Origin of the sequence: Mycobacterium sp. 23, from assembly GCF_048287075.1 — a bacterium.
Taxonomy (GTDB): Bacteria; Actinomycetota; Actinomycetes; order Mycobacteriales; family Mycobacteriaceae; genus Mycobacterium; species Mycobacterium gordonae_B.
The window spans coordinates 6,898,656-6,919,892 of record NZ_JBLVUX010000005.1 but is presented as its reverse complement, the minus strand read 5'-3'; the positions used below and the strand labels follow the sequence as shown (position 1 = coordinate 6,919,892).

24 protein-coding genes and 1 pseudogene are annotated in these 21,237 nt (G+C 65.6%); 8 read left to right on the top strand and 17 right to left on the bottom strand.

The window, feature by feature from the left end:
- The first annotated feature begins 82 nt into the window (after positions 1-82).
- Positions 83-676 (top strand): TetR/AcrR family transcriptional regulator, encoded by a 594-nt coding sequence (locus ACNQS7_RS32695; RefSeq protein WP_011560588.1) that lies wholly within the window; start codon positions 83-85, stop codon positions 674-676.
- On the opposite strand, the gene ACNQS7_RS32690 is transcribed toward ACNQS7_RS32695, so the two are convergent.
- From ACNQS7_RS32690 to ACNQS7_RS32640, 11 genes are all read right to left on the bottom strand, one after another.
- Complete coding sequence (locus ACNQS7_RS32690; RefSeq protein ID WP_011560589.1) at positions 673-2,397, bottom strand: acyclic terpene utilization AtuA family protein; 1,725 nt, start codon at positions 2,395-2,397, stop codon at positions 673-675. The two genes, ACNQS7_RS32695 and ACNQS7_RS32690, sit on opposite strands and share 4 nt — an antisense overlap.
- Positions 2,394-3,206 (bottom strand): TIGR03084 family metal-binding protein, encoded by an 813-nt coding sequence (locus ACNQS7_RS32685; protein ID WP_011560590.1) that lies wholly within the window; start codon positions 3,204-3,206, stop codon positions 2,394-2,396. The genes ACNQS7_RS32690 and ACNQS7_RS32685 overlap by 4 nt, the downstream gene beginning before the upstream one ends.
- Position 3,207: 1 nt before the next feature.
- Positions 3,208-3,975, bottom strand: coding sequence for an enoyl-CoA hydratase/isomerase family protein (locus ACNQS7_RS32680; protein ID WP_011560591.1), 768 nt, complete (start codon positions 3,973-3,975; stop codon positions 3,208-3,210).
- Between the two features lie 43 nt (positions 3,976-4,018).
- Entirely contained in the window at positions 4,019-4,489 is a 471-nt protein-coding gene (locus ACNQS7_RS32675; protein ID WP_011560592.1) for a MaoC/PaaZ C-terminal domain-containing protein, read from the bottom strand.
- Positions 4,486-4,977, bottom strand: a complete 492-nt coding sequence (locus tag ACNQS7_RS32670; RefSeq protein WP_017205330.1) for an FAS1-like dehydratase domain-containing protein — start codon at positions 4,975-4,977, stop codon at positions 4,486-4,488. The genes ACNQS7_RS32675 and ACNQS7_RS32670 overlap by 4 nt, the downstream gene beginning before the upstream one ends.
- 32 nt (positions 4,978-5,009) lie before the next feature.
- Positions 5,010-5,435 (bottom strand): dihydroxy-acid dehydratase, encoded by a 426-nt coding sequence (locus ACNQS7_RS32665; protein WP_011560594.1) that lies wholly within the window; start codon positions 5,433-5,435, stop codon positions 5,010-5,012.
- A complete protein-coding gene (locus ACNQS7_RS32660) occupies positions 5,432-5,890 on the bottom strand; it encodes an FAS1-like dehydratase domain-containing protein (protein ID WP_011560595.1) in 459 nt (152 codons plus the stop codon). The genes ACNQS7_RS32665 and ACNQS7_RS32660 overlap by 4 nt, the downstream gene beginning before the upstream one ends.
- Positions 5,883-6,926: an LLM class flavin-dependent oxidoreductase gene (locus tag ACNQS7_RS32655; RefSeq protein ID WP_014382413.1), complete on the bottom strand. Its 1,044-nt coding sequence runs from the start codon at positions 6,924-6,926 to the stop codon at positions 5,883-5,885. The genes ACNQS7_RS32660 and ACNQS7_RS32655 overlap by 8 nt, the downstream gene beginning before the upstream one ends.
- A complete protein-coding gene (locus tag ACNQS7_RS32650) occupies positions 6,923-7,360 on the bottom strand; it encodes a Zn-ribbon domain-containing OB-fold protein (RefSeq protein WP_011560597.1) in 438 nt (145 codons plus the stop codon). Before ACNQS7_RS32650 ends, ACNQS7_RS32655 begins: the two co-directional genes overlap by 4 nt.
- On the bottom strand, positions 7,357-8,523 hold the full coding sequence (locus ACNQS7_RS32645) for a thiolase family protein (RefSeq protein WP_011560598.1): 1,167 nt from the start codon (positions 8,521-8,523) through the stop codon (positions 7,357-7,359). Before ACNQS7_RS32645 ends, ACNQS7_RS32650 begins: the two co-directional genes overlap by 4 nt.
- 282 nt (positions 8,524-8,805) lie before the next feature.
- The gene (locus tag ACNQS7_RS32640) at positions 8,806-9,810 is read right to left on the bottom strand and encodes a helix-turn-helix domain-containing protein (protein ID WP_025239364.1); all 1,005 of its coding nucleotides are present in this window, start codon (positions 9,808-9,810) and stop codon (positions 8,806-8,808) included.
- Positions 9,811-9,924: 114 nt separating this feature from the next.
- On the opposite strand from ACNQS7_RS32640, the gene ACNQS7_RS32635 reads away from it, so the two are divergent.
- The 3 genes from ACNQS7_RS32635 to ACNQS7_RS32625 are packed head-to-tail and all read left to right on the top strand — an operon-like array spanning position 9,925 to position 12,860.
- Positions 9,925-10,245, top strand: a complete 321-nt coding sequence (locus ACNQS7_RS32635; RefSeq protein ID WP_005086615.1) for a 2Fe-2S iron-sulfur cluster-binding protein — start codon at positions 9,925-9,927, stop codon at positions 10,243-10,245.
- A gap of 30 nt (positions 10,246-10,275) precedes the next feature.
- A complete protein-coding gene (locus ACNQS7_RS32630; protein ID WP_025239363.1) occupies positions 10,276-11,664 on the top strand; it encodes a cytochrome P450 in 1,389 nt (462 codons plus the stop codon).
- A complete protein-coding gene (locus ACNQS7_RS32625; RefSeq protein WP_029644203.1) occupies positions 11,661-12,860 on the top strand; it encodes an NAD(P)/FAD-dependent oxidoreductase in 1,200 nt (399 codons plus the stop codon). Before ACNQS7_RS32630 ends, ACNQS7_RS32625 begins: the two co-directional genes overlap by 4 nt.
- A gap of 16 nt (positions 12,861-12,876) precedes the next feature.
- On the opposite strand, the gene ACNQS7_RS32620 is transcribed toward ACNQS7_RS32625, so the two are convergent.
- The 4 genes from ACNQS7_RS32620 to ACNQS7_RS32605 form a co-directional block, all read right to left on the bottom strand.
- A complete protein-coding gene (locus tag ACNQS7_RS32620; RefSeq protein ID WP_025239361.1) occupies positions 12,877-13,458 on the bottom strand; it encodes a TetR/AcrR family transcriptional regulator in 582 nt (193 codons plus the stop codon).
- Between the two features lie 90 nt (positions 13,459-13,548).
- Positions 13,549-14,460, bottom strand: coding sequence for an alpha/beta fold hydrolase (locus ACNQS7_RS32615; protein ID WP_011560604.1), 912 nt, complete (start codon positions 14,458-14,460; stop codon positions 13,549-13,551).
- Positions 14,460-14,897, bottom strand: coding sequence for a PaaI family thioesterase (locus tag ACNQS7_RS32610; RefSeq protein WP_011560605.1), 438 nt, complete (start codon positions 14,895-14,897; stop codon positions 14,460-14,462). The genes ACNQS7_RS32615 and ACNQS7_RS32610 overlap by 1 nt, the downstream gene beginning before the upstream one ends.
- A 45-nt stretch (positions 14,898-14,942) precedes the next feature.
- The gene (locus tag ACNQS7_RS32605) at positions 14,943-15,629 is read right to left on the bottom strand and encodes a TetR/AcrR family transcriptional regulator (protein ID WP_100522083.1); all 687 of its coding nucleotides are present in this window, start codon (positions 15,627-15,629) and stop codon (positions 14,943-14,945) included.
- Positions 15,630-15,680: 51 nt separating this feature from the next.
- Between ACNQS7_RS32605 and ACNQS7_RS32600 the strand changes: the two genes are divergently transcribed.
- The 4 genes and pseudogenes from ACNQS7_RS32600 to ACNQS7_RS32585 all read left to right on the top strand — a co-directional run.
- Entirely contained in the window at positions 15,681-17,174 is a 1,494-nt protein-coding gene (locus ACNQS7_RS32600) for an acetyl-CoA acetyltransferase (protein WP_025239360.1), read from the top strand.
- On the top strand, positions 17,171-18,310 hold the full coding sequence (locus ACNQS7_RS32595) for a zinc-dependent alcohol dehydrogenase (protein WP_051464906.1): 1,140 nt from the start codon (positions 17,171-17,173) through the stop codon (positions 18,308-18,310). Before ACNQS7_RS32600 ends, ACNQS7_RS32595 begins: the two co-directional genes overlap by 4 nt.
- Entirely contained in the window at positions 18,307-18,885 is a 579-nt protein-coding gene (locus tag ACNQS7_RS32590; RefSeq protein WP_025239359.1) for a carboxymuconolactone decarboxylase family protein, read from the top strand. The genes ACNQS7_RS32595 and ACNQS7_RS32590 overlap by 4 nt, the downstream gene beginning before the upstream one ends.
- Before the next feature lie 209 nt (positions 18,886-19,094).
- A pseudogene (locus tag ACNQS7_RS32585) lies at positions 19,095-19,826 on the top strand (phosphoribosyltransferase); the annotation flags it as partial.
- A gap of 7 nt (positions 19,827-19,833) precedes the next feature.
- Here ACNQS7_RS32585 and ACNQS7_RS32580 read toward each other — a convergent pair.
- Positions 19,834-20,157, bottom strand: coding sequence for a hypothetical protein (locus ACNQS7_RS32580; RefSeq protein WP_418015803.1), 324 nt, complete (start codon positions 20,155-20,157; stop codon positions 19,834-19,836).
- 96 nt (positions 20,158-20,253) lie between these two features.
- Entirely contained in the window at positions 20,254-21,054 is an 801-nt protein-coding gene (locus ACNQS7_RS32575) for a DivIVA domain-containing protein (protein ID WP_055579971.1), read from the bottom strand.
- Positions 21,055-21,237 lie beyond the last annotated feature (183 nt).

The following is a 21,237-nucleotide window of genomic DNA, read 5'->3' as shown; positions in this document are numbered from 1 at the left end:
CCCCAGCGCCGGTAGGATCCCAGCCCGGCCCAGCGGATCGGACGGCGAACAACGTAACCACAAATCGACAGGAGGCCTGAAAGTGGCCGGTTTGCGCCGCAAACTGCTCCTCGAGGCCGCCGCCGACCTGTTCGCGCGGCAAGGCTTTCACGCCGTGGGCATCGACGACATCGGTGCCGCAGCAGGGGTGAGCGGGCCGGCCGTCTACCGGCACTTTCAGAACAAGGACGCGATCCTGCGCGAGTTATGCGACGCCGCCATGACTGAGCTGCTGGCCGGCGCCCGGCGCGCCACCAACGCCGGCACACCGACGGAGGTCCTGCACGCCCTTGTCGACCTACACGCGGCCTTCGGCGCGCGACGACGCGGCCTGTTGGCCGTCTACGCCCGCGAGCACCGCTCGCTGTCGCCGCTGGCGACCCGTGCCCTGCGACGCCGACAGCACAGGTACGAGTCCTTCTGGGTCGACGCGCTCGTACGAGCACGGGGCGATCTGGACCGTGAGCGCGCACAGGGCCTGGTCGCCGCCGTGCTGTCATTGCTCAACGCGTCCGCGTACATGCCGGCGTCGCTGGACGACGCGACGATTGAGGCGATGCTGGCCGCCGCGGCCGTTGCGGCGCTGTTCAGCCGCGCGGTTACACAGCAGGTAGACGGCGCCCCGCACCGGATTTAGTGTGTGTCGAGCAGCGATTCGGGAACGTCCACCACTCGGGATCGCACGTACTCCCCGAGCCCCTTGGCCTGCGCGTCCGGCCGGGTCGAGGAGGCCACCCCGTCACCGAGCAAGCCGTGCACCACCACGTTGAGCGCGCGCAGGTTCGGCAGTTCGAAGCGCTCGATGCGCAGGTGCGCCGTCTCCGGCCCGAGCAGTGTGCGCAGCCGCTCGACGCTCAGGTACTCGCGCGCCCACGCGTAACCGGGGTCGTCGCGTGCCCACAGTCCGAGGTTGGCGTTGCCGCCCTTATCTCCGGACCGCGCACCGAGTACCGACCCGAGCGGCGCGAGCCGCGTCGGCCCGGATGGCGCCGGCAGCTTCGCGGGCGGGGCGATCCCAGCCGGCGGGACCGCACCGGTCGGCGGGTCAGGGATCACGTGCCGATTGCCGTCGGCGTCGACGAGCACGTGCGTGAGGGCCGAGCGCGGAACGTAGGCCGGCCGGTAGACGCCGAACGCGGTCTCCGAGGACGGTGGCGTGGTGGTGTGGAAGCCGGCGAAACCAGCCAGGGCGATCTCCATGACCCCGCCGGAGAAGGCTCGGCCCACCTTTCGCGGGTCGGCGTCCTTCACCGTCACACGCAGGTGCGCGCAGGCTTGCTCGTTCGTCGGCGCATCGGAGACGTCGAAACGCAACAGTCGCACGTCGACTTCGTCGAAGGCGTCGCGTCCGCCGAGAACGTCGAAGAGCTGCTGTTCGGCGAAGGCCGCCTTGGCCTCGATGTCGAGGCCGGTGAGCACCATGGTCATCGTGTTGCGGAAGCCGCCCACCTCGTTCAGCGCCACCTTCAACGTGTCCGGCGGCGGACTGCCTTTCGTACCGCTGATCGCGACACGGTGCTCACCCTGTTGAGCCAGGCGAATGGTGTCGAAGTGGGCGACGACGTCGGGGCCGAGGTAGGCAGGTTCAGCGATCTCGTAGAGCAGCTGGGCGGTGACCGTGCCGACTGAGACCAGTCCCCCGGTGCCGGGATGCTTCGTGATCACCGAAGAGCCGTCCTCGGCGACCTCGGCGATCGGAAACCCCGGGTAGCGGCGGTCGGTGATCTCGTCGAGGAACGCGTAGTTGCCGCCCGTCGCCTGAGGGCCGCACTCGATCACGTGCCCGGCGACGACCGCACCCGCGAGCCGATCCCAGTCGGCGCGTGCCCAGGCGTGCCACCAGGCCGCGGGACCGACCACGAGGGATGCGTCGGTGACCCGGCCGGTCACGACGACGTCGGCGCCCGAATGCAGCGCCTCGGTGATGCCCCAGGCGCCGAGGTAGGCGTTGGCCGACACCGGTTTGATGTCGCCGACGGGCGGCGTGATTGCGTGGAGGTCGCCACGTAGGTCGTCGCCCTCGACGTGCGCGACGCGCGCGGTGAGGCCGAGACGTGCGGACAGCTCGCGCAACGCGGCGGCCAAGCCGGCGGGATTCAGCCCGCCCGCGTTCGCGACGACCTTGATGCCACGATCGAGACAGGTGCCCAGCACCTGTTCCATTTGGGTGAGGAAAGTCCGCGCGTACCCGCCGGACGGGTCTTTGGCCTGGGCCTTGGCCAGGATGAGCATGGTCAGCTCGGCCAGATAGTCACCGCACAGGACGTCGATCGGTCCGCCCTCGACCATCTCGCGGGCTGCGGCGATGCGGTCGCCGTAAAAGCCGGAGCAGTTGCCGATGCGGACCGGGACGCTCACCGCTGACCCCCTGCGAACTGGCCCGCCACGCGCCCGCCGCCAGGGGGCCCCGCGAAGGCCTGGGCGATCGCGAGCCACTGGTCGGCCAGCGGTCCGTCGGCGACCAAAGCGGTGTCGTCGCGGTGGCGGCGTTGGGTCACCAACAGGCAAAAGTCCAGCGCCGGCCCGCTCACGCGGTTGGCGGCGTCGGCTGGCCCCCACGTCCAGACGCTGCCGTCCGGAGCGGTCAGCTCGACGCGTACCGGGTCCGCGGGGAGGTCCAGACCGTTGGCCAGGTAGCTGAAAGCGCGCGCACCCACCCCGATGTGGGCCACGTGCCGCAGCCGTGCCGTGGCCTCGCGGGTCGCGCCGAGCGCGTCGACGATGTCCTGGCCGTGCGCCCAGGTCTCCATGAGTCGCGCTGTCAGCGACGAGACCGCGCTCATCGTCGGCCCGAACCACGGCAGGCGGGTCGCCGGGGCAATGTCCGCGAACGCCGCAACGAGGGCTGCACGCGACGTGTCGAACCACGCGAGCAGGTCGGCAGCCGGCATTTGACGGTAGCGCTCAGCGATGACGTCGGGTGAGATGCTTCCGTCGGCCATCATCGGCAGGTAGTCGCTGCTGAAACCGTCGGGGTCGGTGGCCGAGCGCACCGCCACGTCGTCGAAGAACGCCAGATGGCTGATCTGGTCGCGGATCGCCCAGCCCACGGCCGGAGTCGGCGCGTCCCAGCCGCGCGGACCTTCGGGCAGCGGTGCGATGAGTTCGCGCAACGCGGCCGTTTCGGCTTCGATGTCGGCGATTACCGACTGCATGGTCACCGCCATGTCAGCGTCCCTTCCACTGTGGTGCGCGCTTCTCGCGGAACGCCGTCGGGCCTTCCTGCGCGTCGTCGCTCAGATAGACCGGCTCCCATATCTCGTCGGCCAGGTCGTAGGCGGCGGCGAGGTGGTGCTGTGCCGAGAGGTACACGGTGCGCTTGGACGCAAGCACCGATAGCGGTGCGTTCGCGGCGATGCTGAGCGCCAACTGCCGGGTACGCTCGCGCAACTGATCGGCCGGCACCACCTCATTGACTAAGCCGACCTGGTGGGCGCGCTCGGCGGTGATCGGGTCGCCGGTCAGCAGGATCTGCATGGCAACGCGTGGGGGCACCAGCCACGATAGCGGTGCCGCCCACGGCGACCCGCGGCCGACTTTGACCTCGCTGACGGCGAAGGTCGCGTGTTCGGCAGCCACGACCAGGTCGCACTGCTGCGCGAGCAGGAAGCCCCCGGCGAACGCGACACCGTTGACGGCCGCGATCGTCGGCTTCGCGACATCGATGTTGCGGCCGAACTGCGGAGCGAAGTCCTTCGGGGGCACCTTGAGCGCGTTCTGCGCCATCTCCTTCAAGTCCCCGCCGGCGCAGAACGCCTTATCGCCCACGCCGGTGAGGACGAGCACCTTCGCCGCGTCGTCGTCATTGAAGCGGCGTACCGCGTCGAAAAGCCCCGTGCGCACAGCGTTGTTCAGCGCGTTGCGCGCCTCGGGCCGGTTGATCGTCAGCCAGGCCACGCTGTCGACGACCTCGTAGCGAACCGGTTGCTCGGCCACCGAGCCTCCGTCCCTCACCGTCGCCTCGCATGTGAGTGGCAGCTCACCCCGGCACCTCGACAAACGGGTCGGCCAGCTCAACGGTGGCTTCACTCGGCACGCACGGACCATCTTCGCTCGAGACGAGCAACTCGAGGTCGACGAGGCGCCGTCCGCCATCGTCGCGTTTGGCCACGACCTTGCCGCTCAGGGTTGCGGTCTGGCCCGGATAGATCGACCGGATCATTGAGATTCTGCGGCGCCGGATGAGCGCGTCGGGTCCGGCCCATTCGTTGAGGCCGCGGTCGATGAAGCCATGGAAGAAGAGGGTTGACAGGTAGATCGTGCGCTGGCCCTGGCTGCGCGCGTAGTCGGGGTCGTGGTGACCGGGGAACCAGTCCCATGTCGAAGCCGCGTTCATGCAGATGCGCTTGTAGCTGATCTCGATCGAGACGGGCGTCAGGGTGTCGCCGACGGCGATGTCCTCGAACCGCACGGGGACGCGGACCATGCTGCGCTCGGTGGAGTCGTTCATGATGCGCCTTCACTATCGGCGGTGTCGTATCGGAAGAGCACGTTGGTGTTGCGGCCGATGACCTCACCGTGCTGGTCGGAGAAGGTGCTCACCGTGGTGATGAACACACCGGTGCCCACCCGCGTCGTCTTGGGCTCGGAGATCGAGGCGATCTCCTCCACGATCGACACGTGATCGCCTACCCGGGGCCGGCGTTCGAACTCCGTCGTCGTCGAGGCGTTGATGATGTGGTGGCCCGGCAACGGGACGCTGAGCGCGAACATCATGTCGGCACGCGCTAGGTACCCGGGCACCCACTGCGGCGCGAAGCCGAGGCTCATCAGCAGCCCGGGCGGGCAGTCCTCACCCTCCCAGTAACGGGGGTTCGCGTCCTCGACGAGCGAGCAGTAGTACAACACCATCGAGCGGTCGATCGGGAACCACGCATGCCGCGGTTCGGAGCGATGACCGACCCACGCCCGGCCTTCGTCGAAGGTCCCGAACGTCATCCCGAGGCCGGTGACGTCGCTCGTTGGCGCGCTCACCGGGTCACCTGCACGACGGCGCTCCCCTTTATCGCGGGTTCGCCGGTCTGGCGCGTGACCACGAGTTCGAGGTCTGCCACCTGCTGCCCTCCGGCCTCGCGCACGCCGGTGACCCTGCCGCCGAAGCTGAGCAGGTCACCGGGCCATACCTGACCGGTGAACCGGATGCGGAACGAGCGGATGTTGGCCAGCCCCACCCAGGCGGTCAGCCGCTGCGCGAGCACACCGCCGTGCAGCAGTCCCATGCCGAACACACCGGGCATGCCGGCCGCGCGGGCGAACTCTTCGTCGTGGTGGATCGGGTTGAAGTCGCCGCCGGAGCCGGCGTAGCGAACGATGTGCGAGCGCGTCAGCGGGCCGAACTGTGAGGTCGGCATCTCGTCGCCGATGGCCAACGCCACCGGCGCGGGGGATGTCGTCATTGGGTGGAGCCTCCGGTTTCGATCAAGACGTCGGTCTGGCGCACGACGAGTTCGTCGCGCTGGTTGGTGAAGTCGGTCTCGATCGTCACGATTGTCATGATGCCGCCGCGCTTCCCCTCGCGGCTGGTCACGTTCGACACCCGACGAGTCTCGGTGAGCTCGTCGCCGACGAACACCGGCGCGAAATACTCCCAGCCGCACTCACCGTGCAGTACGCGTCGCAGGTCGAGCCCGAGGGCGCCGAACATGTCGTCGTCGGCGCGCCAGTGAGCCGAGGAGACGACGAAGGTCGGAGGAGCGGGGATCGCGCCGAAGCCGGCGGCGCGGGCGGCCGCGACGTCCTGGTAGATCGGGTCGCGGTCGCCGAGCGAAAGTGCGAACTCGCGCACTTTGGACCGGTCGACGGGAAACGTGGTCCTCCCGAGTTGCGTCCCGATGAGCGATGCGTCAGCCACTCTGGTCACCTTTCCCGCCGGCGAAGGCCGGCGCACAATCGCGAATGAGGCTGCCGAGGTTCTCGGCGATGCGCTCGGGCGCGAGACCAATCGAGGGTGAGTAGAGAACGATGTGGTCCAGCACGCCCTCGTAGCGGCGCAGCCCTTCTCGGACCTCGGCGGCGGTGCCGGCCACCGCCATCGCGTCGATCATGTCGTCGGTGACCGCGGCGAACATGGCCGGCAGGTCACGCCGTGCGAACGCGTCGCGGATGGCCGCTGCCTGCCTGGCGAAACCGCTGACGTCGAGCACGTGCTCGTAGGTCTTCACCGAGGAGTAGAACGCGATCTGCTGCGCGGCCTCACGACGTGCGATCTGTGGGTCGTCGTGCACCGCGCAGATGACCATCGAGACGATCTCAATGTCGGCGGGATCGCGTCCGGCCCGCTCCGCACCGCGCACGACGGCTGGGCGGGCGACCTCCTCGACGTAAGTCGTGGTGAACAGCGGATGACCAGCCAACCCGTCGGCTACGCGCCCTGCCACCTCGCACATCCGCGGACGCACGCCCGCGGTGATGATCGGGATCGCTCGCTTCGGCGGCGCGACGTCGCCGGTTGGGACGAGATTCATCCGGTAGAAGCGCCCCTCATGGCGCACGGGGCCCTCGTGCAGGTTCCAGATCCGACGCACGAGCGGGACCAGCTCCTCCATGCGCAGAGCGGGAGCGGAGGTGTCCTCCACGCCGTGCCAGTCGCTCATCATGCGGCGTGTACCGTTGCCGAGCCCGAGTACGACGCGCCCGCCTGAAAGCTCGTCGAGGTCACGCGCCTCGGTGGCGAGCACGAGCGGGCTGCGCCCGACGCCATACAGGATCGACGACCCGATGCGGCAGCGCTTTGTGCGCGCGGCCATCGCGGCCATCGAGATCGAGCCGGAGCGCGAGTAGAACTCCGAGGCCCAGGCGGCGTCGAAGCCGGCGAGGTCGGTAGCCTCGGCGGTCTCGACAAGGGTGGCCAAGTCCGCGCCGAGCACCGAGACCCCGTACGTGGTCACGACGCCGCCAGCCTGAATCGGACCAGCCCAAGGTCCTCGTTCACCCGCTCGAACACTGCGCGCACTCTCGCCCCGATCGCAACTTCATCTGGGGCCACGCCCTCGAGACTGGCCAACAACTGCGGCCCCTCGTCCAGACGAACGAGCACGACGACGTACGGCTCGCTGCGCGGGAACGAGTCCCACGGGGGGCGGTACACCGGCGCGAAACTGACGATCTCACCAGTACCCGCCGCGGTCTCCCAGGCCAACTCACCGTCATGGCAGACGGGACACACCAGCCGCGGGTAGAGGAAAGGGTGGTCGTTCGCGCACCGCTGGAAGACGAGTACACCGCGGGCCGCTGCTGCGAAGTAGGGACGGTTGACATCGGTCAGCGGCGGCAGCGCCTCAGGATCGTGCAGACCGTCGAGAGAACTCGAAGCTGCGGTCATGACGCTCCCTCCATCACCATGCTGACGTGACTGCACAGCATCGAGCCGTAGCTGTGCACGAACGCGGTATCCGCCCCGGGCACCTGACGGCCCTCGGCGCGACCGGACAACTGCCAGTAACCCTCAAGGATCTGCGAAATGCCAGAGGAGGTCCCGGTGTGCCCGAACCGGATTAGGCCGCCGTCGGTGTTCACCGGAAGGTCGCCCCCCGGATCGGCGCAGCCGTCACGGTAGAAATCGCCTGCCCCACCGGGCTTCACGAAACCCGCCTCCTCAAGGATCATCGCCGGGTTGGAGGCGAAGGCGTCGTAGAGCAAAGCGATGTCGACGTCGGCCGGCGCCCGTCCGGAGCGCTCAAAGGCCATCGGACCCGAACGGGCGGCCCCGGTACGACCCGGCCGGGCCAGCGAGGTCAGAAAACCGTGGGTGTGACCCTCTCCAAAGCCCAGCAAATGCACCGGCCGGTGCTTGCCCGCGCGAGCCCGGCGGGCCGAGCCCAGCACCAGCGCGCCACCGCCCTCGCAGGGAATCGAGCAGTGGTAGAAGTGGAACGGCCCGGCGATCGGCCGGGACGCCAGCACGTCCTCCACAGTCAGGCGTTGAGCGCCGTGCGCGATAGCCGCGGGGTTCAGTGCGGCCCAACGGTCCTGCGACACGGTGACCTCGGCGATGTCCGCCTTGCCCTGTCCCGTCTCGTGCATCCAGGCCTGCGCGATCAAACCGTAGAGCGCCGGCACGGACGGTCCATAGGGCATCTCGAACGCGTGGTCACACACCAGCGCCATCAGTTCGCGCCCGCCATCGCGGATCGGTGGAAACTTGCCCGCCGACACGACCAGCACCGTCTCGGCCTCGCCCCGGGCGATGACGTTACTCGCCATGCGCGTCATGGCGAGATGGGTCCCGCCGCCAAGCTGACAGGTCATCTGAAGTTTCAGATTGTGCAGCCCGAGATAGTCCATGAGGTCCTCGGACAGGAAGATCGAACCCTCGTTCGTCATCGGCCCGGCGCACACGAGACCGTCGACCTCGTCTGGGACCACCCCTGCGTCGGCGAGAGCCGCGACCGCGGCGCGCACATGCAATTCAGTGGAGGTGTACGGAACGTTTCTTCCTGGAGCGAGTTCGGCGGCACCGATGATGGCCGGCTGGTCGTGTGGCATCCGGACTCCTTCCGACCACGCGTTCAACGCCGGTCCCGACGTGAACGACGGTTAGCATAGCGTGACTAGGGGGTCCGCGTCACCCCCGGCCCGCACCCGCCGCCAGCGCGGTATGGATTCTCTGGATGTCGTTGCGCCTCTTCCCAAGAGGGTGCTGCGATGACCGAAACCCGCGCCGATCGTGTCGTTTCTCGACGATGTCCAGGTGACAGATGAGGCCGATCGCGAAGCCCGCTGGTTCCGGTGGACGCCCGGCACGCGCCCGGGCGGAACTTTGCGCGCTCAGTCGCGCGTTTTTCTGAAGTGGCGCGGTGACCGACCGGTCCACCGTTTGAAGGCATGTGTGAAGTTCGTGAGGTCCGCGTACCCGAGTTCTGCCGCGATCTCGCTTACAGACACCGATCTGTCGAGAAGTCGCAGAATTGCTCGCTCCTGCAAGAACGACTGACGTAATTCTCGAAAGGTGGTCCCCTCTTCGCTGAGGCGCCGCTTCAACGTGCTCGGGGATATCGAGAGCTCGCCCGCCGTCCGGCTGATGTTCGTTTTTCCGGGATCTTTCTCGAGCAGGTCCCTTACTTTTTCGGAGACCGACGTGTCACGTCGTTGATCGAGAGTTCGCTGCAAATCGGTGACGGCAATCCGGTACGCCACAGGATCGGAGAATCGACAGACCTCCTCCAGCGTAGCCGCGGGAACGTGGACGAACGAGCTGGGGGCGTCGAAGAAGATCCGACCCGCCAACACTTCGTCATGAAGAACCCACGACTCCGGCGCTGAATGACTCAGATGCAGTTCAATATTCGGTACGGCACCCGCGAGCATGTCGAGCAGACGCAACAGCGCCAGCCCACCGTAGGTGACGGCCAGGCAGTTCAGGCCCGCGTCACCGGTGCGACCGGTGAGCCCGATCGTGAGGCCGCGTTCCGTCGAATGGAACGACGGGCTGAGGGCTGTGGTGATCACCGGCAGATAAGCAAGCAACTCGACAACCTCGGCTACCGAGCCCGCGCTGACCAAGGGAACACTGAGTGCCCCAAAGGACGTCAGTTTGGCGTGTTCAGCGAACGCGAAACCCAGACGGGTTCCCTGATCACAATCGAAATCGGAATATATCTCCCTGAACCACCGTAAGGGGACCTGCGCGTCGCGGCCCACCAACATCGACTCGGTGACGTGCTCGCGAACCATGATGCTGCGCAGCGCAATGCTGGCGTCATGCCCCAGCGACTCACTGTCCAGCATCTGCAGGAAAGCCAGCGCTGGCATACCCGAGTCGTCGAGTTTCACGTGCCTCCCTGCGCGTGAGCTAAAAATACAACTCTTTGACTCCTGCGAGCCTAGCGACGCTGGTCACGCGCGACAACACTAAAAAGAGAAGTTCCAGATTGAGGAGAGTTAATCATGGCAGTCGTCACCTTCGTCTCTCATGACGGCGAGAAGTACGAAGCCCCCTTGGCCGAAGGGCAGTCCTTGATGCAGATTGCGGTCAACAACGCGGTGCCCGGCATCGACGGCGATTGTGGAGGGGAAGCCGCATGCGGAACGTGCCACGTGATCGTCGCTCCCGAGTGGTCGGACACGGTGGGACTCTGCGGCGCCAACGAAGAGGAGATGCTCGCGATGAACCCCGAGCGTCAGCGGACGTCGAGGCTGTCCTGCCAGATGGCCGCCTCCGAGGCATGGGATGGCTTGACGGTCGAGCTACCTGAGTTCCAGCTCTGAAACAACGCCATGGATTTGGAGGAAACAATAATGAGTATTCCCGCGGCAGTGGCCGCCAAAGCCCAGTCTGCCGTGCCTCTGGAGCTGCAAATCCGCGGCGCACACCTCTACGACAAGACACGCCGGTGGGTAACCGGAACCAATGGTAAGAAGATCTTCACCGAGACGCCCATTCCTCCGGTCGAGGACATCGATATCGCCGACATCGATCTCAGCAACCCGTTCCTCTACCGCCAAGGCCGCTGGAAGTCCTACTTCGAACGCGTGCGCAACGAGGCGCCGGTGCACTACCAGGCTCACAGTCCGTTCGGCCCGTTCTGGTCGGTGACCCGCCACGCGGACATCATCGCCGTCGACAAGAACCACGAGGCTTTCTCCGCAGAGCCGTTCATCATCATCGGGAGACCGCCTCGCTTTATGGACATCGCCATGTTCATCGCGATGGATCCGCCACAACACGACTTGCAGCGCGCTTCCGTCCAAGGGGTTGTCGCGCCGAAGAACCTGCGCGAGATGGAGGGGCTGATCCGCTCGCGTGTCCAGGAAGTGCTGGACGATCTACCGGTGGATCAGCCGTTCAATTGGGTGCACCACGTCTCCATCGAACTGACAGCGCGCATGCTCGCGACCCTGCTGGACTTCCCGTACGAGCAGCGGCACAAGCTCGTGGAATGGTCGGACCTCGCCACCTCCATGGAGCAAGCCAATGGTGGTCCTTCCGACAACGACAGAGTGTTTCGTGGCATGGTCGACATGGCGAAGGGGCTCAGCGCTCTCTGGCATGACAAGGCGGCCCGTACCGCCAACGGGGAGCGACCGGGCTTCGATCTGATCACGATGCTGCAGGCCAACGAGGACACTAAGGATCTCATCGACCGCCCGATGGAATTCCTCGGCAATTTGGTACTGCTGATCGTCGGGGGAAACGACACGACTCGCAACTCGATGAGCGGAGGGGTTCTCGCCTTGAACCAGTTCCCCGATCAGTTCGAGAAGTTGAAGGCGAACCCTGACCTGATTCCCAACATGGTATCCGAGATCATTCGCTGGCAGACCCCGTTGGCGTACATGCGCCGAGTCGCGAAAAAAGACATCATGTTGAACGGGCAATTCATCCGCAAGGGCGACAAGGTCGTGATGTGGTACGCCTCTGGTAACCGCGATGAGCGTGTCTTCGAGCGGGCCGATGAGTTGATCATCGATAGGAGCAACGCCCGCAATCACATCTCGTTCGGGTTCGGCGTGCACAGGTGCATGGGAAACCGACTTGCTGAGTTGCAGCTTCGAATCCTGTGGGAGGAATTGCTCCCTCGCTTTGAGAACATCGAGGTGGTCGGCGAACCCGAGTATGTGCAATCGAATTTCGTCAGGGGTATCAGCAAGCTGATGGTTCGCCTCACTCCCAGGCCAAGTGCGTGACTCCCGAACGAGCGGTGATCGTCGGCGCGAGCCACGCCGGCGCGCAGTTGGCAGCTAATCTTCGAAGGGAGGGGTGGTCTGGGGAGGTCGTGCTCATCGGCGACGAGGGGGGACTGCCCTACCACCGGCCTCCGTTGTCGAAGGGATACCTGGCCGGCAAGAACGGCCTCGACGACCTCCTGATTCGCGGCGCTGATTTCTACGAAAAGCAGCACATTCGACTCTTGAATGCGACCGTGGAGGCGATCCACCGGAGTGCCAAGCGTGTGTCTCTGAGCACCGGCGACACGCTGACGTACACCAAGCTCGCGTTGTGCACCGGTGCAAGGGCCAGACGACTCCCCACACCAGGGGTGGATCTTCCCGGAATTCACTACCTGCGTACCGCTGCAGACGTCGAGTTGATCCGTGCCGCCGCTACACCGGGTCGGAGGGTTGTGATCGTGGGCGGCGGTTACATCGGGTTGGAAACGGCGGCCTCGCTGTGTTCGCTCGGCATGAACGTCACCGTCCTCGAGGCAACCGAGCGTGTACTCGAACGGGTCACCGCGCCGGAGGTTTCCGCGTTTTACACCCGAATCCACAACGGCGAGGGAGTGGAGATCCGAACACACGCTCTCGTCGAAGCCTTCTTCGGTAACGGTGGGGTGCAGGAGGTGGTGCTGGCTGACGGCGAACCGATCCCCGCCGACTTGGTCATCGTCGGCGTCGGTGTGGTGCCGAACACCGAGCTCGCCTCGGCCGCAGGATTATCCGTCGACAACGGCATCGTGATCGACGACCAGGCCCGCACCAGCGACCCCGACATCGTGGCCGCCGGCGACTGCACCAGCCACACCATGGCTCGATACGGCTCGCGTATTCGTTTGGAATCCGTATCGAGCGCCGGCGAGCAGGCCAAGATCGCTGCGGCGACAATCTGCGGAAAACACAGCGCAATCGCTGCGCTTCCATGGTTCTGGTCCGACCAGTACGATCTCAAACTCCAGATTGCAGGTCTCAACGCCGGGTACGACGAAGTGTTGCTCAGTGGTGACCCGTCGCGTGAGCGTGACTTCAGCTGCTTCTACTTCCGCGAGGGCGAACTCATCGCCGCCGACTGCGTCAATCGTCCTCGCGATTTCATGTCCAGTAAGCGGGCCATCAGCCAGCAGCTCCGAGTTGACCGCTCAGAGCTCCTCGCCGGCTCGATCTGACACGAGAGCTTGCTAGTTACAAACTGTGGACAACTCCCAGGTACCTGAGTGCTACGCGGGAGATCCGCTCACCGGTGGTGGCGATGTCCGCGGCTGGGAGTACAACATGACTCACTGTCAGTCGCACCAGAACATCTGCGACCTCCTCAACGTCTTCGGAATCGAGATCGTCGAAGTGGTCGTTAAACCACGTGATCAGAGCCGCGGAGCAGAGCTGAAGCAGGGAAGCCGACGTCGGCAGAAGAGGTAGGACTCCAGTAGACGACGAGCCACCGCGATCATTCCCCGAAGGGTTGGACGTCAGAACTGCCTTGAGGAGCGGGCTGTCTTCTGCTTCACAGAGGGTGAATTGCACCGCTGCGGTGATGCCGCCCCGCACGTCGCCCACGTGTTCGGCAAGGACGGCAAGAATGCCTTCCATAAAGCGCTGGCCCTCCGACACCACAAGCGCGTCGCCGAGCCCCTGTTTGTCGCCGAACTCTTTGTACAACGTCGGGCGGGAGACGCCGACCGATTCGGCAACCTCGCTCATCCGGACCTGATCCCAGCCCTTCTCGATGGCGAGTTCTCGTGTCGCCCTCAAAACCTTTTCGCGCACATGCCGGCGGAAAGACACCCGCGCTGGTTCAGTTGGCATAGGAGCAGGATAGGCGCCAGCCCTACATGGGCAGTCAACCGACAGCAGGGTTCATGTGGTCCTGTCGAGGAATTCGACGACCGCCGTCGAGAATGCGTCGTTGTTGTCGCCGGCAATCATGTGTCCCGCGCCCGATACGTCAACGGTTTGCGCGTGCGGAACGACGGTCAGGAAATGCTTTACTGTCTCTTCGGAGACCATGTCAGATAGTAGGCCCCGGACCAGCAGCGTTGGCGCGGACACCTGCCTCGCACCATCAAGAAGGAACGCGCTCATCATGTCGAAGTCTTTAGCGCCTTCGTCTGGATCACCCTGCAGGAACTGGAAATTCGACGTCACGAAAGCTGGATCCCATCGCCAGGCCCAGCGACCGTCTTCGCGACGGGCGAGGACTTTTCGGAGGCCGTCGAGGTTTTCGGGGCGAGGGCGGTGCGGGTTGTAGGCGGCGATCACGTCAGCGGCCGACTCTAGGCTGTCGAAACCTTCGGGGTGTGCCGACATGAACGCTACGACTCGTCGGGCGCCTTCCATCTCCATTCGCGGAGTGACGTCAACCAGGACGACGGCCTGCCATAGGTCCGGCGGGGCGAGCAAGTGTGTTCCGAGAATGGTCAAGCCGCCCAGAGAGGCGCCGATCGCGGCGACGGGGCGGCCGGAATCGGCGTATGAGCGCACGGCCAATAGGTCGGATCCAAGCCGGTCCCCGTCGTAGCGTCCGTCGGGGTCCCAGTCGCTGTCCCCGTGTCCCCTGGTGTCGTACGCGGCCACCGTGTAGCCCCGCTGGTGCAGGCGTTGGGCGGTGACGTCCCAGGCGTGTCGGCTTTGACCTCCGCCGTGAAGGAGCAACACGACCGCCCGCGGCGCATCACAGCGGTAGAGGTCGACCGCCAGCGTCAGCCCGTCCGCCGTGGGCACGCGCTCGACCACAGGAGCCGACGAATCGCCTGTTCTCTTTGCCGACATCAGGAGCTCGTCTTCGGTGCGACGACGGTGACGGTTCCCTGGGCCGCACACACCGCTCTGCCGTCGTTGCAGATGTCGATACGCGCCACACCGCTGGTTCTGCCCAGCGAGATGATCTCGGCTGTGGCTACACAGGTGCCGCTAGAGACCGGACGAAGCAGATTCAGTTTGAACTCCGTTGTCGCGACCCAAGATCCCAGTGGAATCACGGGATAAAACACCACTCCGAGGCAGTGGTCGACCATGGCCGATAAGCAGCCCCCATGCAGGTTCCCGAAAGGCGTCTTCAGGTCGTCGCGTGCGTCCATCTCCGCGACGAGCCGTCCCGCAGTGAATTCGGTGTGACGGAAGCCGAGGTAACCGGCCAACCCGCCCGTGGTTTCTGCTGCGCTCTTTAGTTGCTCAGCGACCTGTTCGTTGAACGTGGTGAATTGCACAGGCCCTCCTACCTCATCTGCCGTCGAGACATTACGCCATAGATGTCACATCGGTCGAGCGTGGTCACCCGCCAGGATCGCCGGAAGGAGAAACCTCGACAGAAACGCCCGGAGTCCGTCACGACTGCGCTCCCGCGGCCCTCGAACAGTCAGCAGGCTCAATATCGTGCGGACAACCCACTCGGCGGCGTCGTCGACGGAGACGCCCGGTTCCACGCAACTCCAGTGTCTGGTGAAGATGGGACGCAGAAATTCGGTGACGATTTCGAAGAGGGACGTCGAGGTCCCCGCCGCGAGACCCACGCCGGCGAGTTCCTCGTCGCTGCCGAACAACAATCCGATGATCTCTTCGCGGCGCGCGGCCTCAACCGTGTATTCCACGAAATCGACGAGCGCGGAGCCCAGGTCGGCGTGCGCCGCGATCCGCGGGCTGATGCGGTCGAGATAGCGCTCGGCGGCGCGAATGATGACACCCGACATCACCGCCTCCCGACTGGGGAAGTAGCGATACACCGTTGCCCTGGACACACCCGCTGTTCTGCCGATGTCCTCCATGGTCGTGCCCACCACACCGCAACTCTCGAGGCACCGCTCGGCAGCATCGAGCAACCGGTCGCGAGCGGACCCACGATCTGTCGGCGCGGCGGCGCCCCATCTCAACAACCTCGTCGACACACAGCTAGTATGCCGCGAGCGCACACCATTGTGACTTGCCCACGCACATGACACCATCGCAGTTATGTCTCAAGTCAGCCCCGTGGCCCTGAGCGGATGCCGATGCCGATGTTGGTAGAAGCGCGTACCCCGGTTGTCGTCGGCGTGGGCGAAGTTACCCATCGCGGGAACGACTTCGTGGACCCGATCGACTTGGCGGTAGAAGCCGCACGCCGCGCGGTCAAAGACGCAAGTCGCCCGGTCGAGCGGCGCATCGACACCGTCGCGACTCCGGGCATCCTGGTCATACCGCGCGACAATCCCGCCAGCAGGATCGCCGAAGCGATGCACATCAGTCCCGCCCGCCGCATCAGCTGTCCCGTCGGCGGAAACACCCCGCAGTATCTCGTCGAAGTGTTGGGTGGCGAAATAGGCGAAGGCCGTGCAGATGTCGTCCTGGTCGTCGGGGCGGAGAGCGGGCATTCCGCACGCAAGCTTCAGGGCGGGGAACTTCTCGACTCGCCGCCCCCACCCCGCTCCGACGACGAATCCCTGGGCGACGCCCGCCCCGGGCTGAGTCAAGCCGAATTGTCGGTGGGTCTGAGTTGGCCGCACGAGGTGTATCCCATCTTCGAGTCCGCGATCGCCGCGCGCCACGGCCGCGACTTCGATGCTCAACGGGAGTGGCTGGGCACGCTGATGGCCCCGTTCACAGCCGAGGCGGCACGCCATCCGGAACAGGCCTGGTTCCCACGCGCACGAAGTGCCACCGAACTCAGCGAAGTCACCGCGGAAAACCGCATGGTCTGCTTGCCCTATCCCAAGCTGCTCAACAGCATCATGTCCGTCGACATGGCTGCCGCCTTCATTCTCATGGCGGCCGAGGTGGCGGACGAATTAGGCGTCGCGCGCGATCGTTGGGTCTTTCCCTGGTCAGCAGCGACTTGCAACGACGTGTACTTCCCCGTGGAACGGCCGGACCTCAGCCGCTCATCGGGTATCGAGGTAGCGGCACGGAAGGCTCTCGATGCGGGCCGGTTGACCACCGACGACATCCGGTGGTTCGACCTCTACTCCTGCTTCCCGTCGGCAATTGAGATGGCTGCCGAGGCTCTCGACTTGGACCCCCTCGACGACAGAGGCCTCACAGTAACCGGAGGCCTGCCTTATCACGGCGGTCCCGGAAACAATTACGTCAGCCACTCGATCGTGGAGATGGTCCGACGGTGCCGACGCGACCCAACCGATGCCGGACTCGTCACCGGCCTCGGGTGGTATTCGACCAAGCATTCGGTCGGTGTGTGGTCGGCCACCCCGCCACCAGCCGGGTGGCGACTGCTCGACACGGCGGTCGAACAAGCTCAAATCGATTCATCGCGGCTGGCCGTCGCAGGCGCCGACGAGGCGACCGGTTGCGCGACAGTCGACGGATACACCGTCGTCTACGACCGAGACGGCCAACCTCGATGGACTCCGATCATCGCGCACCTGTCCGACGGGCAAAGAGTCGTCGCACGCAGCGACGATCCGCAGATCGCCGAGGCGATGGGCGCGGAAATGTACGTAGGTAAAACGGTGTGCCTCCGAAACACAGGGTCGTTCACCGGGTTCGAGCTTCCATGATCGCCGAGGCGATGGTGCTGACCGGACCGCGGAGTCTGCAGCGGCGCCAGATGACCATCCCCGACGTCGGCGACCGGGGTGCGATCCTGCGAGTTGAAGCATGCGGTCTGTGCGGAACAGATCACGAACAATTCACCGGACACCTGCCTGCCGGCTTCTCATTCGTTCCAGGGCACGAAATCGTCGGCATCGTCGAACATGTCGGCGCTGCGGCCGGCCAACGCTGGGGTGTACAAGCCGGCCAGCGCGTGGCCGTTGAGGTGTTCCGGTCCTGCCGAGACTGCCCCGAGTGCCGCCGCGGCGAATACCGGCGGTGCGCGGTGAACGGCATCGCCACCATGTTCGGGTTCGTCGACGTGGAGATCGGCGCGGGCTTATGGGGCGGATACGCCACCCATGTGGAGCTTCCGTGGGACGCGATGCTGCTCCCGATTGCCGAAGACATGGACCCCGTTCTCGCCACGTTGTTCAACCCTCTCGGGGCCGGTATCCAATGGGGGGCGACTCTTCCCGACACCAAGGCCGGGGACGTCGTAGCGATCCTGGGGCCCGGCATCCGCGGAATCTGTGCGGCGGTGGCGGCCAAAGAGGCGGGAGCCGCGTTCGTCGCGATGACCGGCGTAGGCCCACGCGACGAACAACGACTGGCCATAGCCAGATCATTCGGTGTCGACCTGCCCATCGATGTATCGCAGGACGATGCAGCGACCGCGCTCCAGCGTGAGACAGGCGGACGGCTTGCCGACGTGGTCGTCGACGTCACCGCTAAAGCACCCTCCGCGTTCGCCGATGCCGTCGGCCTTGCCAGGCCCGGCGGCACAATTGTGGTGGCCGGCACCCGCGGAGGAGGCGGCGCGCCCCGGTTTGAACCAGACTTGTTGGTCTATAAAGAATTACACGTCGTAGGCGCACTCGGCGTGGAGTATCCCGCCTACCGGGCAGCCCTCGAGATTCTCGCCATGGGCCGCTGGCCGTTCGACCGGATCACCAGAGAATCAACCGGCTTCGCTGGGCTCGCGCAGCTGCTCACTTCGCTTGCAGATGAAAGTGCCCGATCAAGTGGGGCGCTGCACAACGTCTTTTTGCCCACGCCCGAACGGCGTGGGCAGAGGTTCAACAGAGAGGGCCACCCGTGACCATGGCGGAACGCGTACCGATGCTCGACCGTGAGCAGGCCCAGCTGCGAGCTGCCGAATGTGGGTTGCCCGAAGAGTTGGCAGAACTGTCGGTATTCCGCGTGGCACTTCATCAGCCGCGTGTGGCGGTTGCGCTGTATGGGCTGCTGGACGCGTTACTCTTCCGCGGTTCCCTTGACGCGCGGCTACGCGAGCTGGTCATCTTGCGCATCGGCTGGATCACTGGCTCCGAATACGAATGGACTCAACATTGGCGAATCGCCACACTGCTCGGCGTGCCTGAGCCTGATCTCCTCGCGGTGCGCGACTGGCAGAATTCCGAAAGCCTCGGGCCAGTCGAGCGTGCGGTCCTCGCAGCGACCGATGATGTGGTACGCGACGGGGTCATCTCCGAGGAAAACTGGGCTGGGTGCCAGAAGGCATTCAATAGCGATCACGCGGTTTTGGTCGAACTTGTCGGAGCAATCGCCAATTGGCGGCTCTTTTCGATCCTGCTTCGATCTCTGAATATTCCGCTTGAGTCCGGTACCGACGGCTGGCCGCCCGATGGGCGAGCTCCTCAGCGTCGCGATTGAGCAAAAACGTGGACCGGTGCTTGACCGAAGCGGTCAGCGCCCCAATCGCCAGACCACGACCCGTGTCGTAGACGGACAAGTCCCCCCTCGGACACCCATGTGACAAGGCCAGTTGCCGAGTCTGCGCCGATGGCGTTCAGACTGCGCGGAGGGCGCCTTTTCTCGACAACTGACAACCCTCACCGCAGGCTCGATGTGCGGTGCGCGGGGTCGTAGGCTGGGTGAGGCCTGCAGTCGGGAGGGTGATCATGACCCCAGCCAGGAGATTTCTCCGGCGGATGCCGGCTCGCAGGTATCGCGACCGACGGGAAGCGGGTCGCGTGCTGGCGGCCGAACTCGCGTCCTACCGAGGAACGCCCGGGTTGCTCGTACTCGGCCTGGCCCGCGGCGGCGTGCCTGTCGCGTGGGAGGTCGCCGCGGCCCTGGACGCCGATCTGGACGTGTTTCTGGTGCGTAAGCTCGGCGTCCCACGCTGGCCCGAACTGGCGATGGGCGCGCTGGCCAGCGGCGGCCGTGTGGTGATGAACGACGACGTGGTGTCCAGCCTGCATATCAGTGATGACGACGTGCGCTCGGTCATCGAGAGCGAGACGACCGAACTACGCCGGCGTGAACTCGCCTACCGCGGCGGCAGGCCGGAAGCCGACCCGCGCGGCCGTGCCGTGGTGCTCGTCGACGACGGCATCGCCACCGGAGCGAGCATGCTGGCGGCGGTGCGGGCGGTGCGCGCCGCCGGAGCGCGGTCGGTGGTGGTCGCGGTGCCGGTGGGGCCCCGCTCTGCCTGTCGCCAACTCGCGGCCGAAGCCGATGACGTGGTGTGCGCGACGATGCCGGCGGACTTCGACGCCGTCGGGCAGGTCTACGCCGATTTCCATCAGGTGACTGATGACGAGGTGAGGGCGCTGCTGGCCACACCGGCCGGCGACGCCCCGCGCTGCTGAGAGCGCGCTACTTCTTGGAGCTTTCGTCGACCGCCGGCTCCTCGGCGGGCTCTCCGGCCTCGGACTTCTCAGCGGCCGGCTCGTCAGCTTCTTCGGGGTAGTCGACGGCGTCGAGGGGTTCGCCGTCGTCCTCCTCTTGGTCCTTCAAGTCCTGGTCGTCCTGAGCCGCGTCGCGCTGCTGGCGCTCTCGGACTGCGTCGACGATGAGCAGGATGACCCCCAGCACGCTGGCGCCGATACACACCCACGCCACCAGCTCATTGCTGGTCACCACGGCGAACACCAGGGCGACGAGCCCGATCAGGGCTAATACGAGCGCAATGATCAACATTGGTCATCCTCCGGCCGGCGCGGTGCGACTGCCCAACCTACCAGGGTCGACACTGCCCAAGCGGCAGCCCGCGCGTGTCCGTCCCCCCGCAGAGCGTCAGTTGCCGCGATTGAACTGGTCGAATCCGCCTGAATCGGCGCTGGAGTCGACCGGGGCCGCGGAGCCGCGCTGGCCAAGCTCTTCGAGCTGGGATTCCAGGTAGGTCTTGAGCCGGGTGCGGTACTCGCGTTCGAATGTCCGCAGCTGCTCGAGCCGGCCTTCCAGCACCGTGCGCTGCTGGTTGATGGTTCCCATGATCTCGGAGTGCTTGCGTTCGGCGTCGGCCTGCAGGGCGTCGGCCTTCTCCTGGGCCTGGCGCAGCTGCGTCTCCGACCGCGACGTGGCGTCAGCGAGCATCGCGTCGGCCCGCTGGCGAGCCTCAGACACCGTGGTCTCGGCGGTGTGGCGGGCCTCGCTGAGAATCTGGTCGGCGTTGGCGCGCGCGTCGGCCAGCATCTTGTCCGACTCCGCCTTGGCTGTGCTGGTCAGGCGGTCAGCGGTGTCCTGGGCCAGGCTGAGCACCCGAGCGGCCTTCATGGCCTGTTCCTCGTTGCTGGCCGACGGCGCCGCGACCGGAGCGGCCACCGGAGCCGGCTTGACCGGTTCGGGCTCGGGCTCGAACGTCGGAACGGGCTGAGCAACGGTAGGCGCGGCGGCACCGCCACCACCACCGGCGGCCAGCTCCTGGTCCAACTCGGCGATGCGCTGACGCAGGTCGGAGTTCTCCTCGATCAGCCGGGTCAGCTCGTTTTCCACCAGGTCGAGGAAGGCGTCAACCTCATCTTCGTTGTACCCGCGTTTGCCGATGGGCGGCTTACTGAACGCCACATTGTGGACGTCGGCAGGTGTAAGCGGCATTCTTTGTCCCCTCAAAGTTCCTGGACGGTCAAGCGATCTGGAGAGTCTAAAACGGTGCGGTAGCCGTCTGGCAACTGCCGCCCATCCTGTCACACCAGACTCGGCGGTTGCCGATTGGACTAATAAATAAGGAGCAATTTCAATCTCTAAGGCAAATAAATCACATTTCTTAGATCAGAAAAA